Origin of the sequence: Bradyrhizobium zhengyangense (assembly GCF_022012555.1) — a bacterium.
GTDB lineage: Bacteria > Pseudomonadota > Alphaproteobacteria > Rhizobiales > Xanthobacteraceae > Bradyrhizobium > Bradyrhizobium zhengyangense.
Genome location: NZ_JAKLTZ010000002.1, coordinates 273,280 through 286,019, shown reverse-complemented (window position 1 = coordinate 286,019; position 12,740 = coordinate 273,280). Strand labels below are relative to the sequence as shown.

Below are 12,740 nucleotides of genomic sequence, written 5' to 3'. Positions count from 1 at the left end.
CGGCGCTCGCGAGACGCGGCGTACAATTTTTGTTGTGCGAAGTGTGAACCGGCGGACCATTTCCCGCTTGTCTGACGCTGAACCGGATTGGTCTTGGAGCGAACTGATGGCGCAGCTCACTTCCGAAAGTCGGCCCCGGCATCTGGTCTGGGACACCGGGGCAACGCGGCCGGAGGAGCAGTTCTCCTACTATCGCGAGGCGATCTGCCAGGCGTTCATGAACCTGACGCCGGAATCGGCAACGACCTCACGTTTTCCGGCCAAGGTCGAGGCGATCAAGATCGGCAATGGCGCGATCAACCGCGTGGTCTTTCCCGAGCATACCGTGCATCGCTCGCGTGCGGATATCGCGGCATCGACCGAAAGCTGCTTCTATCTGAACTTCAAGCTCGCCGGCCGCTGCCGCGTAGTTCAGGGCGGTCGCGACGTCAGCCTGTCGCGTGGCCAGGTCGGCATCTGCGACAGCGACCGTGAAGTGAAGCTTCTGCATGATCGCGGGCCGAGGCTGGAGGTTGCATCCTTCTGGGTGCCTTCGCGCGAGCTACGCGACCGGCTGCCGCCGTCCTTCGACTTCAGGGTCGAGCGCGTGTCGGACGACCCCTTCGTCGGCCACCTCATCGTCGAGACGGCGCGATCGCTGAATGCCGGCGCGCTGCGGATGACGGAAGGCGAAGCCGCCAGGCTGTTCGGCGTGCTGCTGGACCTCGTCGCGTTGAGCCTTTCCCGCCGCTCGCGCGCGCAGACCGCGGAGGCCGCCGGCTTTGCCGACGCGACGGCGCTCGCGCTTCGCCGCGCCGTGCATGAGCGTCTCTCCGAGCAGGGGCTGACTGTGGCCGAAGTCGCCGGCGCCGTCGGCATCAGCGAGCGCTACGTGCATAAGCTGTTCGAGCGCGCGGGCACCACGTTCTCGGACTATGTCATGGACCGCAGGCTGGACGGTGCAGCACGGGACTTGAACGATCCCGCGAAAGCGGGCCACGCGATCGGCTCCATCGCCTTCGACTGGGGCTTTTCGGACCTCTCCCATTTCACGCGGCGCTTCAAGCAGCGCTTCGGCTGTCGCCCGCGCGACTGGAGAGCGCGGTAGGCGCTACAGCGACCGCGCGATCAACAGTTTCATGATTTCGTTGGTGCCGCCATAGATCTTCTGGATCCGGGAATCGATGAAGATGCGCGAGATCGGATATTCCTGCATGTAGCCGTAGCCGCCGAACAGCTGGAGGCATTCGTCGGCGGTCTGCACCTGCTTGTCCGAGCACCAATATTTCGCCATCGACGCGGTGACGGTGTCGAGGTCCTTGGCGACAAGGCGCTCGATGCACCAGTCGACGAAGACGCGCGCGATCATCGCTTCCGTCTTGCGTTCGGCGAGCGTGAAGGCGGTGTTCTGGAAATCCATCAGCGGCTTGCCGAAGGCCTTCCGCTCCTTGGTGTATTCGGTGGTGAGCTTGACGGCGCGCTCCATCGAGGCGACGGCGCCGACCGCGAGCGCGAGGCGCTCCTGCGGCAGTTGCTGCATCAGCTGGACAAAGCCCTGGCCCTCCTCCTTACCGAGCAGGTTTTCCGGCGGCACGGTGACGTTGTCGAAGAACAGCTCCGAGGTGTCGGAGGCATGCAGGCCGATCTTGTCGAGGTTGCGGCCACGCTTGTACCCCTCGGCACCTTCGGTCTCGACCACGATCAGTGAGATCCCCTTGGCGCCGGCTTCGCCGGTGCGTGCGACCACGACGACGAGATCGGCGGCCTGACCGTTGGTGATGAACGTCTTCTGGCCGTTGATGACGTAGGAATTGCCCTGCTTCTTCGCCGTCGTCTTGACGGCTTGCAGATCGGAGCCGGTGCCGGGCTCGGTCATGGCGATGGCGCCGACCATCTCGCCTGACGCCATCTTCGGCAGCCAGCGCTTCTTCTGCTCCTCCGAGCCGTAGTTGAGGATGTAATGGGCGACGATGGCGCTGTGCACGGAGACGCCCGTCGTCAGCTCCGGCACCGTGCTCTCGAGATCGTCAAGCACTGCCGCGTCGTAGGCAAAGGTCGCGCCCAGCCCGCCATATTCCTCCGGCACGCTTGCCAGCAGCGCACCCATCTCGCCGAGACCGCGCCAGGCGGAGCGGTCGACCATCTTCTGCTCACGCCATTTCTCGGCATGCGGCGCCAGGTCCTTGGCGAGATATTTCCGGAACTGGTCGCGGAAGATTTCGAGCTCTTCGGTCATCCAGGAGGAGCGGTAGGACATGATTATCCTCGGTTGATGCGGCTTCCCGGTTGGTAGGCCAGTGGGCCGCCGCAATTATTGTGTTTTCAGGCTGCGCCGGTGACGCTACCAAGGCGACCGTAGCAGCGTCTGTTGGGATGGTTGATTGTGGCTGTCAAAACCCAAGCCGTCAAAATCAAAGAGCTCAAGCTCGACATCGAACGCATCGGCCCAGTCTCGGCGATCCTGATGCAGCCGGACAATGCGCGCGCCTGCTGCGTGCTGGCGCACGGCGCCGGGACAGACATGCGGCATGCGTCGATGGACAAGATTGCAGTGGGCCTCGCAGAGCGCGGCATCGCGACGCTCCGCTTCAATTTTCCCTATACGGAGAACAAGCAGGGCCGTCCCGATCAGCCGGCGGTCGCGCATGCCACCATCCGCGCGGCGGTGGAGGAGGCTGCGCGACTGTGCCCGCGATTGAAGCTCGTCGCCGGCGGAAAGTCGTTCGGCGGCCGTATGACATCGCAGGCGCAGTCGAAGGCGGCTCTTCCAGGTGTCAGAGGGCTCGCTTTCCTCGGCTTTCCCCTGCATGCCGACAAGAAGCCGTCGACGGAGCGCGCCCAACATCTCGCCCATGTCGAGATCCCCATGCTGTTCCTGCAAGGTACGCGCGATGGGCTGGCCGATCTCGGCCTGCTCAGGCCAGTCGTTGCAGCGCTCGGGGCGAAGGCGACACTGCATGAGATCGAAGGCGGCGATCACTCCTTCGCGGTGCTGAAGAAGTCCGGTCGCACCAATGACGAGGCGCTTGCCGAGGTGCTCGACACGCTCGCGGGCTGGATCGACAAACTCGGCTGACACTCAGGCCGAGTACAGCCCCTTGTCGCGCGCCTTCTGGATCGCGAGCGCGGCGATCAGATCGAGCGTCGGCGTCGACAGGCCGGCGGTGCGCGCGAAGGCGGCGGGCGCCCTCACCAGCACGTCGATCTCCATGGCGCGGCCGAGCTCGTAATCCTGCAGCAGCGACGGCTTGTGATTGGGGGCGGGCCCGCTGCGCGTGGCGCGCTTGACCTCGGGGATGAAGTGCTGGGCGATGTCGTTGGCCTCGTTCAGCATGCGCGGGATGACTTCAGTGAAGGCCGGATCGTCGCGGACGCCGCGCGCGGTCTGGCCTGTCAGCAGGCACAGCACCGACAGCGACATGTTGGTCAGCAACTTTGACCAGATCGCCTCTCGGATCTCGGCCACGGGCGGCGATTCCAGCCGCGCATCGTTGAAGACGCCGCGGAGCTTTGTGATTCGGTCGCAATTGCGGTCGTCGCATTCGCCGATCAAGAGGCGATTGCGGTCCGGAGTGAGGTTCTGCACCACGCCGGGCGCGGTCACCTCGTTCGAGGAGAAGATGACGCCGCCGATGATCCTCTCCTTCGGGATGCAGGCGCGCAAGCGTCCGCCGGGATCAAGGAAGCTGATATCCGGCGGTGTCGGGTGCCGCGGCGGCAGGCCGATACCGTACCACCAGGGAATTCCGTTCTGCGCGAACACGATGGCAGTGTCGTCCTGGAGCAGAGGCTTGATGTTGGAGACGAGCCCGGTCAACGCCGTGGCCTTCAGCGTCGAGATCACGACGTCCTGTGGGCCGAGCTGGGCCGAATCGCCAGAGGCGTTCACCTTGGCCGAAACCTCGGAATCACCGACGCGCAGCTTCAGGCCGTTGGCCCGCACCGCCTCCAGATGCGCGCCCCTCATGACGCACGAGACCTCGTGGCCGGCGCGGGCGAGCCTGACCGCGAGATGGCTTCCGACGGCGCCCGCGCCGAAAATGCAGATGCGCATATGATGTCCCGTCCCTGATCTCTTTGGTCTCGCCCGGCGCCAGCATGACACAAGCCGCCATGCGATGGGCGCGACCGCCCCACGCTGGAAAGATATGGATCGGAATGCGTTGCCTCGGCCATAGTGCGCGCCATCAGAATGACCGGAGGATCGCCGATGACTGCCAGCCCCGTCCTGTGGACCCTTGATGAGCGTGGGGTTGCGACCGTCACGTTGAACCGGCCGGAGGTGAACAACGCCTATGACGGCGCCCTGATATCAGGCGTGCTCGTGGCCATGGACGATCTGGGCAAGAAGCCGAATCTTCGCGTCGTCGTGCTCAAGGGCAATGGCAAGCATTTCCAGGCCGGCGCCGACCTCAAATGGATCAACGGCGTGCGGCCACAATCGCCTGAGGCCAACGAAGCGGCATCGCGGGCGACGTTCGAGGCCGTGCAGCGGCTCAACACCTTGCCGATCCCGACCGTGGCCCTGGTGCAGGGCGGCTGCTTCGGTGGCGGCACCGGCGTGATTGCCGCCTGCGACGTCGTGATCGCCGCCGACAACGCCCTGTTTTCCATCACCGAGGTACGCTGGGGCTTGACTGCCGCGATCATCATCCCACAGCTCTGCGACGCCATTGGTGTGCGGCAAGTCCGCCGTTACGCGCTGACCGGCGAACGCTTTGGCGCCGAGGACGCCCGTCGCATCGGCCTCGTCCACGAGGTGGTGCCGCTGGCCGATCTCGAAGCCGCGGGCAGCAAGGTGGTCGAGCAACTGCTCGCCAACGGGCCGGAAGCGTTGGCCGAGACCAAGCGGCTGGCACTGGAGAGCTCGTTCGGTGGCATGGCGGTGGACGATGCGGCCTATACGCGGCTCGTCCAGCTGCATTCGCTCAAGCGCCAGAGCGCCGAGGCGGCGGAGGGACTGGCCTCGTTCGCCGAGAAGCGGGCGGCGACGTGGGGAGGCGGCAAAGGCTGAGCTTCGCTCGATGCGGGCTACGGCGCAGCAATTCACAGCGACGGCGCGAGTGACGTTTTGAGCAGCGTGAGCAGCGCCTGCACCGCGGCGGCGTTGCGCCGGCGTTCGGGAATGGCGGCTTTCACCCACAATTCCGGAATCGGAAAGTCACGCAGCACCGGTTTCAGCGTGCCGTCGCGCAAGGCGTCTGCGACGAGATAATGAGACATCAGCGCGATGCCGTTGCCGGCGATCGCGCTGCGCGCCAGCACATGTCCCTCGTTGGACGAAAGCAGTGGGCTGACCTGGATGGTGATGCGGCCGCGCGGCCCGTCAAACACCCATTCGGGGCCCGTCGGCATGAAGCTGAGGCAACGATGCTCGACGAGGTCGCGCGGATGTTTTGGCGCGCCGTGCTTCCTTAAGTAAGCGGGCGAAGCACAGAGCAATCGCTTCAACGGCACCAGCGGCTCGTCGACCACGCCGCCGAAGGAGTGCGGGAAAGCGCCGATCGCGATGTCAAAACCCTCGCTGACGGGATCGACCGGGCGATCGATCAGCACGATCTCGAGCTTCAGTCGCGGGTTTTGCGTCTGGAATGCACTGAAGGCATCGGCAAGCCGCGCCACCGTCATCGAGGTCGGCGCCTTGATGCGGAGGTGATCGACGAGGTCGTGGCCCTTCTCGCCCATGCGCGAGAGCAGGTCGGTGGCATCAGTGACGACGCCGCGGGCGCGATGCACGTAGCGTTGCCCGGCTTCGGTCAGCCGCAATTGCCGGGTCGAGCGGTGGAACAGCGGCGTGCCGATCCGCGATTCGAGCTGCGTGACGCGTTTTGCCACCACTGACGTTGAGACATTGAGCTTTCGCGCGGCGGCCGAGAAGCCTGACGCGTCAGCGGTGGCGAGGAAGGCCTGAAGGTTCACCAGGATGTCCATGTCGACCTTTCGCGAATCGAGAAAGCTGATCGCATGTATTGGTGGATTGTAGCCCTCTGCGCGTTAATTCATAGTCGTCCCCAAGCAAGCGATTTTGGGAAGGACGCGCCATGCGGGCCATGACGATCAATGAACCGGCACGGCAGGTGCCGCTCTATGGCGAGTACGAGATCGTCGTGCTCGGCGGTGGCCCGGCCGGCATTGTCGCTGCGGCCTCAGCCGCGCGCGCCGGTCGAAAGACGCTACTGATCGAGCGCTACGGCTTTCTCGGCGGCATGGGCACCGCGGCCGGCGTCACCAATTTCTGTGGCCTGCACGGCAATGTCTACGGCGAAGCCGTCCGGCTGGTGCAGGGCATGGCGTCCGATCTGCTGGCGCGGATCGACCATCTGAACGGCCTCAATGCGCCGCATTTGATCCTCGGCAAGGTCTTTGCGCAGGCCTATGACACCGCGGCCTACAAGATCGCGGCGGACGAATTGCTCGCCGGCCACAAGGTGCACATGCTCTTCCATGCGCTCGGCGCTGGCGTTGTGATGGGTGCTGATCGCCGCATCGAAGCGCTGATGGTCGAGACCAAGGCCGGCCGGCGGGCGGTGCGCGCGGAAATCTTCATCGATTGCTCCGGCGACGGCGATCTCGCGGTCTGGGCCGGCGCGCCGTTCGAGATCGGCGACGAGCATGGTCATCCCATGTATCCGTCAATGATGGTCCGTCTCAACGGCATCGATCCCGCAAGGGCGGGCGATGCCTGGCGGACGATCCCGCAATTGATGGAAGCGGCGACCGCCGCCGGCACCCACAAATTCCCGCGCAAGAGCGCGATCGTGCGGCCTCAGAAATCCGGCATCGAATGGCGGGTCAATTTTACGCAAGTCGCGCGTGAAGATGGCCATGCCATCAACGGTGTCGAGCCCGATGATCTCACCCGCGGTGAGATCGAGGGCCGCAAGCAGGCGCTCGCCGCCTTTGAGTTCTTGCGCACGGTGCCCGGCTTTGAAAAGTCCTACATCGTCGACCTGCCGCCGCAGCTCGGCATCCGCGAGACGCGCCGCATCAAGGGTGGTTACCAGCTCAGCGGCGAGGATGTGCTCGGCTGTGCCTCGTTCGAGGATTCCATCGGCGTCAATGGCTGGCCGATCGAGGCCCATGTGCCGGGTGATGTCGTCTTCACCTTCCCGCCGATCCCGGAATCGCGCGGCTACAACGAATTGCCGTATCGCATGCTGGTGCCTGAGGGCGTAGACAATCTGCTGGTCGCCGGCCGCTGCGCCTCCATGACCCATGAGGGCCAGTCGGCGGCGCGTGTCTCCGGCGCCTGCTTCGTGATGGGGGAGGCGGCCGGTTCCGCGGCCGCGCTGGCCTTGTCCGGAAACCGGATCCCGCGTGACATACCGGTTGAAAAATTGCAGGAAACGTTGAAACAACAGGGCGCCTTTATCGGACGGGATGAGCCCGTGCCAAAGGGCCTGTAACGGACTGCAAAAAGAGAAATATTGGAGGAAGCGGGATGATCGGGATTGCGCGGGTCGCGGCACTTAGTCTTTTGGCTATGATGGCGATGGGCACGGCCAGGGCGGAGGATGCGCTGAAGGCCAAGGTCGGCGTGCTCCGCCTGTCGTCCTCTGCGCCCGTCTTCATCGCTCAGGACAAGGGCTATTTCCGCGAGGCCGGCCTCGACATCGAGCTGAAGTTTTTCGACGCGGCGCAGCCGATCGCTGTTGCCACCACCTCGGGCGACGTCGATTTCGGCGTCACGGCCTTCACCGCGGGCCTCTACAATCTCGCCGGCAAGGGCGTGCTGAAGGTGATCGGCGGCATGAGCCGCGAGAGGGCCGGCTATCCCCTGATCGGCTATTTCGCCAGCAACAACGCCTACGCTGCTGGCCTGAAGACGCCGAAGGATCTTGCAGGCAAGCGCATCGCGATGACCCAGGTCGGATCATCCTTCCATTATTCGCTAGGCCTGCTCGCCGACAAATACGGCTTCAAGCTTTCTGACGTGAAGATCGTGCCGCTGCAATCGCTGTCGAACGCAGCGGCGGCGCTGAAGGGCGAGACCGTCGATGCGGCGCTGCTGCCGATCTCGACGGCGCGCAAGCTGATGGACGATGGCGGCGCGAAGTTTTTGGGTTGGGTCGGCGACGAGACGCCGTGGCAGCTCGGCGCAGTGTTCGCCTCGCCGAAGACGCTGACCAACAAGGTTCTGGTGACGAAATTCCTCGGCGTGCTCGCCAAGGCCGATCGCGAATATCACGACGTGATCCTGGCTTCGATGAAGGACGGCAAAGCTCCGATCAACGACAAGACCAAGCCGCTGCTGGAGATCATCGCGAAGTACACCAATTTGCCGGTCGAGCAGGTGGTCGGCAACTGCGCCTATATCGACCCTGACGGCAAGCTCGACGTGAAGAACGTCGACAACCAGATCAAATGGCTCCAGGAGCAGGGATTTGCCGACAAGGGCTATGATGCGGATGCGATCATCGCCAAGGAATATGTGAAGGCGGATTGATGCTGCGCGCACTTCTCTCACCCTGTCATCCTGAGGTGCTGGGCTTGCGGCCTTCCGCAAGGCTCCCATTGCGGTGCGTTCGCACCGCAATGCTCGCGCCTCAGGATGACGGTTCGAGAAGGAGAGCGTGAGATGGACCTGATCGCCAATCACATCAGTCATCGCTTCGGCGATCTCGCCGTGCTCGACGACATCTCGTTCACGGTGAGCGCTGGCGAGGTGGTGGCGATCGTCGGTCCTTCCGGCTGCGGCAAGAGTACCCTGTTGTCGATCCTTGGCGGGCTTTTGCAGCCGACCTCGGGCGCGCCCGAACTGCGGGGAGCGCCGCCGGCGGACAGTCTCAATCCGCTCACCTTCGTGTTCCAGGACTTTGCGCTGCTGCCCTGGGCCACGGTGGAGCAAAACGTCGAATTCCCGCTGCTGCACACCCAGCTCTCGGCCGCGCAGCGCCGCGCGCTGGTTGAGGATGCCTTGCGTCGGACGGGGCTGACTGATTTTCGCAAGACCTATCCGAAGCAGCTCTCCGGCGGTATGCGCCAGCGCGTCGGCATCTCGCGCGCGCTCGCGGTGAAGCCGGCCATTCTCCTCATGGACGAACCGCTGTCGGCGCTGGATTCGCAGACGCGCGAACTCTTGATGGAAGATTTCGTGCGCCTGCTCGCCGATGGTGGCATGGGCGCGGTCTATGTCACGCACAATCTCGAAGAGGCCGCGCGGCTTGCCGACCGCATTGTGGTGCTGTCACGGCGACCAGGCCGTATTCGCGAGGTCGTTGCCGTGCCGATGACACGGGCGGCGCGGGGTGAAGCTGCTGCGCGCGAAAAACTGCTCGCGCTCCAGAACCAGATCTGGTCGTTGATCCGCAACGAGGCGATAGATGCCGAGCGCGAGGTCCAGCATGCTTGATCGCGCGACCGAGACGTCAGCCAACGAAACGACGCGGCGCGTCCGCTTCCGCGGTGCGGGCTTCGTCCCCGCCAGCAGCCGGTTTGGCGGCTGGATTGCGCTCGCGCTTGTCATCGCGATCTGGCAGGCGGCCGGCAGTGCCAGGCTTGTCAATCCGCTATTCCTGCCGGCACCCTCGGCCATCGTGCGCGCGATCTATGAGCTCGCGATGTCGGGCGCGCTCTGGCAGCATCTTTCGGCCTCGCTGCTGCGCATCGGCGTCGGCTGGCTGCTGGGCACGGCGGCCGGTGTCGTGGTCGGTTTTGCCATCGGCCTGTCGCGCCTGGCGCGTAGCGTCGGCATCACCTTCATCTCGGCGCTGTTTCCGATTCCCAAGATCGCGCTGCTGCCGCTCTTGATCCTCTGGCTCGGCATCGGCGAAGAGCCGAAGATCGCGACCATTGCGCTCGGCGTGTTCTTCTCGACCGCAATCTCGGTCTATAGCGGTGTCGACGCCGTGCCGCGCAATCTCATTCGCATGGCACAGAGCTTCAACGTTCCGTTTGCCACCATCGTGCGCAAGGTGGTCTGGCCCGGCGCGCTGCCCGCGATCCTCGCCGGCTTCCGCATCACGGCGTCGGTCGCGCTGCTGCTTGTCGTCAGCGCGGAGATGATCGGCGCCCAATACGGCATCGGCGCCTTCGTGCTCCAGGCCGGCAATCTGATGCAGACGGATCAACTGCTTGCGGGCGTGGTGATCCTGTCGGTGTTCGGGCTTGTCGTGGGGAAGGTGATCAATCTTCTCGAAATCAAGCTGCTGCACTGGCGCTAGCCAGAGTCACCGCAGCCGTAGGGTGGGCAAGGCGCAAGCGTGCCCACCATTTCTTCATGAGTCGCGAAGACGTGGGCACGGCGCAAGGGCGCCTTTGCCCACCCTACGAGACCGGTGAACGTCAAGCGTTGCCGCGATCCTCGCGAAACAAATCCAGCTTCTGCTGCACCGGGCGATCCGAGAAACTAAACAGCACGGCGTCCTCGTCCGCCTCGTGCGTCACCCATTGCCAGCTCGGCACTACGAACAGATCCCGCGGGCCCCATTCGAACACGGCATCGCCGATGCGGCTGCGACCCTTGCCCTCGATCGGACAGAACACCGTCGCATCCGTTGAGCGATAGCGCGCAGTCTTGAAACCCTTCGGGAGCAGCTGGATGAACGTCCCTATGGTCGGCATCGCGAAATCGCCGGTCTCGGGGTTGCTGAATTTCAGCTTCAGACCGTGGCAGGCGTCCCACTCCTGGCTGGTCCTGGCCTTCTCCAGGGCCTCACGGGTGTAGGCGTAGGGATAGCTGAAGATCGGCGAGGTCTTCGATGACCGCTTCACATCGACCGGCAAGAGATTGTGGCCATAGCGCGCAAAGCTGTCGCCTGCGGGTTTTGTAATCTTCTGCTGATCTTCCTTCGATCCTTCCGCAAAGGAGCAGTCGAAGAACTGCACCAGCGGAATGTCGAGACCGTCGAGCCAAAACATCGGCTCGTCGGTCTCGTTGGAATGATCGTGCCAGGTCATCGACGGCGTGATGATGAAATCGCCGGGCTCCATCGCGGTGCGCTCGCCATCGACCGCGGTGTGGGCGCCCTTGCCCTCGAGCACGAAGCGCAGCGCCGACTGGCTATGCCGGTGCGCGGGCGCGACGTCGCCGGGCACCACCATCTGGACGCCGGCATAGAGTGAGGTCGTGATCTTCGACTGACCGCGAAGGCCCGGGTTCTCCAGCACCAGCACGCGCCGTTCGGCTTCCTTGGCGGTAATGAGCTTGCCGGCCTCCGTCATGTAGTCGCGGATGATGTCGAACTTCCAGAGATGCGGCCGGCAGGCGCTCTTCGGCTCGGGCGTGATCAGATCGCTCATCACGGTCCAAAGCGCGGTGAGATTCTCGCCGTCGATCTTCTTGTAGAACGCCTCGCGTTCCGGCGTCTTGGTCACGGCTTCCATGCTGAGCCTCCCTCGTCTTGGTGATTGACAGTATACTTACAATCTAGGTAGCGTCAACTTGACGAGCGACGTACAAGGTCGTTGTCATTCCGGGGCTCGCGAAGCGAGAACCCGGAATCTCGAGATTCCGGGTTCGGTCATGCGGACCGCCCCGGAATGACGGGCAAGAAACTTTACGGGAGGGTCTTGATGAAGCTGCACGGCTATTTCCGCTCCAGCGCCGCCTATCGCGTCCGGATCGCGCTCAACCTCAAGGGCCTCGGCGCCGAGCATCTGCCGCATCATCTACGCAAGGGCGAGCAACGCGCGCCCGCTTATCTTGCGATTAATCCGCAGGGCCTGGTGCCCGCGCTGGAGAACGACGCGGGAGCGGTGCTGACCCAATCTGTCGCGATCATCGAGTGGCTCGATGAGACGCATCCCAACCCGCCGCTGCTGCCGAAGGATGCGCTGCAGCGCGCCAAGGTGCGGGCGTTCGCGTTGGCGATCGCCTGCGACACTCATCCCGTGCAAAATTTGAAGGTGCTGGCGCGCTTGCGCGAGTTGGGCCTGCCGGAGGAGAAAGTCCAGGACTGGGCCGCCTGGGTCAATCGCGAGGGGCTGTCGGCCTGCGAGACGCTGATCAGGGACGAGCCGGGTCCATTTTGTTTTGGCGCTGCCCCGACGCTTGCCGATCTCTGCCTGGTGCCGCAGCTCGCCAATGCGCGCCGCTTCGGCGTCGATGTTTCCGCCTATCCGCGCCTGCTCAAGGCCGAGGCCGCCGCCAAGGCGCTGCCGGCCTTCGCCAACGCCGCACCGGAGAAGCAGCCCGATGCCGAGTAAGCCGCCGCTGCCTCCGATCACGATGGAAGCGGTCTATGCGGCGCCGGGTTATCTGTTCCGGCGCATGCAGCAGATCGCGGTCTCGATCTTCATGGAGGAGTGCAAGGCGTTCGACCTCACGCCGGTGCAATATGCGGCGTTGATCGCGATCCACACCCATCCCGGCATCGACGCGACGCGGCTGTCGGCGGTGATCGCGTTCGACCGCTCGACGCTGGGCAGCGTGATCGAACGTCTCCAGGCCAAGGACTTTGTCGAGCGCAAGCCGGCGCCCGAAGACAAGCGCATCAAGCTGCTCTATCTGACCAGGCAAGGCGCCGCGATCCTGCGCGAGATCATCCCCGCCGTCGAACGCGCCCAGGCGCGCATGTTGGAGCCGCTCAAGCCCACCGAGCGCAAGGCGCTGATGGGACTGATGTCGCAGCTCGTCGATCTCAACAACGAAGCCTCGCGCGTGCCGCTGCGGGCCGAGGATGCGCTGGAGCACCTGGGCAAGGCGGGGTAAAATTCTCCGCTGTCATTCCCCGCGAAAGCGGGGAATCCAGTACGCTGGCGGCCTCTCGGTTCAATCACGACTGCCTCTGAATATTGGATCGCCCGCTTTCGCGGGCGAT

At 64.3% G+C, this 12,740-nt stretch carries 13 protein-coding genes; 9 read left to right on the top strand and 4 right to left on the bottom strand.

All coding sequences use genetic code 11. The features are described 5' to 3' along the window. Window positions 1-106: 106 nt before the first annotated feature. The gene (locus tag L6639_RS06620; RefSeq protein ID WP_237859998.1) at window positions 107-1,087 is read left to right on the top strand and encodes a helix-turn-helix domain-containing protein; all 981 of its coding nucleotides are present in this window, start codon (window positions 107-109) and stop codon (window positions 1,085-1,087) included. A gap of 3 nt (window positions 1,088-1,090) precedes the next feature. On the opposite strand, the gene L6639_RS06615 is transcribed toward L6639_RS06620, so the two are convergent. After that, window positions 1,091-2,236, bottom strand: coding sequence for an acyl-CoA dehydrogenase family protein (locus L6639_RS06615; RefSeq protein ID WP_237859996.1), 1,146 nt, complete (start codon window positions 2,234-2,236; stop codon window positions 1,091-1,093). 120 nt (window positions 2,237-2,356) lie between these two features. Between L6639_RS06615 and L6639_RS06610 the strand changes: the two genes are divergently transcribed. Next, entirely contained in the window at window positions 2,357-3,055 is a 699-nt protein-coding gene (locus tag L6639_RS06610; protein WP_237861294.1) for an alpha/beta hydrolase family protein, read from the top strand. 3 nt (window positions 3,056-3,058) lie between these two features. Here the strand turns inward: L6639_RS06610 and L6639_RS06605 are convergent, their stop codons facing one another. Beyond that, the gene (locus L6639_RS06605) at window positions 3,059-4,033 is read right to left on the bottom strand and encodes a ketopantoate reductase family protein (protein ID WP_237859995.1); all 975 of its coding nucleotides are present in this window, start codon (window positions 4,031-4,033) and stop codon (window positions 3,059-3,061) included. 156 nt (window positions 4,034-4,189) lie between these two features. On the opposite strand from L6639_RS06605, the gene L6639_RS06600 reads away from it, so the two are divergent. Then, complete coding sequence (locus L6639_RS06600; RefSeq protein ID WP_237859993.1) at window positions 4,190-4,993, top strand: enoyl-CoA hydratase-related protein; 804 nt, start codon at window positions 4,190-4,192, stop codon at window positions 4,991-4,993. 32 nt (window positions 4,994-5,025) lie between these two features. Here L6639_RS06600 and L6639_RS06595 read toward each other — a convergent pair whose 3' ends face one another. After that, on the bottom strand, window positions 5,026-5,910 hold the full coding sequence (locus L6639_RS06595; RefSeq protein ID WP_237859991.1) for a LysR family transcriptional regulator: 885 nt from the start codon (window positions 5,908-5,910) through the stop codon (window positions 5,026-5,028). Window positions 5,911-6,020: 110 nt separating this feature from the next. Here L6639_RS06595 and L6639_RS06590 point away from each other — a divergent pair, with 110 nt between their 5' ends. From L6639_RS06590 to L6639_RS06575, 4 genes are all read left to right on the top strand, one after another. Further along, window positions 6,021-7,385 (top strand): FAD-dependent oxidoreductase, encoded by a 1,365-nt coding sequence (locus L6639_RS06590; protein ID WP_237859988.1) that lies wholly within the window; start codon window positions 6,021-6,023, stop codon window positions 7,383-7,385. 35 nt (window positions 7,386-7,420) lie between these two features. After that, window positions 7,421-8,425, top strand: a complete 1,005-nt coding sequence (locus L6639_RS06585; RefSeq protein WP_237859987.1) for an ABC transporter substrate-binding protein — start codon at window positions 7,421-7,423, stop codon at window positions 8,423-8,425. A 132-nt stretch (window positions 8,426-8,557) separates the two neighbouring features. Further along, a complete protein-coding gene (locus tag L6639_RS06580) occupies window positions 8,558-9,331 on the top strand; it encodes an ABC transporter ATP-binding protein (protein WP_237859985.1) in 774 nt (257 codons plus the stop codon). Beyond that, entirely contained in the window at window positions 9,324-10,142 is an 819-nt protein-coding gene (locus tag L6639_RS06575) for an ABC transporter permease (RefSeq protein ID WP_237859983.1), read from the top strand. Before L6639_RS06580 ends, L6639_RS06575 begins: the two co-directional genes overlap by 8 nt. A 121-nt stretch (window positions 10,143-10,263) precedes the next feature. Here the strand turns inward: L6639_RS06575 and gtdA are convergent, their stop codons facing one another. Continuing rightward, the gene (gene gtdA, locus L6639_RS06570; protein ID WP_237859980.1) at window positions 10,264-11,304 is read right to left on the bottom strand and encodes a gentisate 1,2-dioxygenase; all 1,041 of its coding nucleotides are present in this window, start codon (window positions 11,302-11,304) and stop codon (window positions 10,264-10,266) included. Window positions 11,305-11,493: 189 nt separating this feature from the next. Between gtdA and maiA the strand changes: the two genes are divergently transcribed. Both maiA and L6639_RS06560 read left to right on the top strand, forming a co-directional pair. Further along, window positions 11,494-12,126, top strand: a complete 633-nt coding sequence (maiA, locus tag L6639_RS06565; protein WP_237859977.1) for a maleylacetoacetate isomerase — start codon at window positions 11,494-11,496, stop codon at window positions 12,124-12,126. Continuing rightward, window positions 12,116-12,631 carry a MarR family winged helix-turn-helix transcriptional regulator gene (locus tag L6639_RS06560; RefSeq protein WP_237859974.1) on the top strand — a complete coding sequence of 172 codons (516 nt, stop codon included), beginning with the start codon at window positions 12,116-12,118 and terminating at the stop codon, window positions 12,629-12,631. The genes maiA and L6639_RS06560 overlap by 11 nt, the downstream gene beginning before the upstream one ends. Window positions 12,632-12,740: the final 109 nt, after the last annotated feature.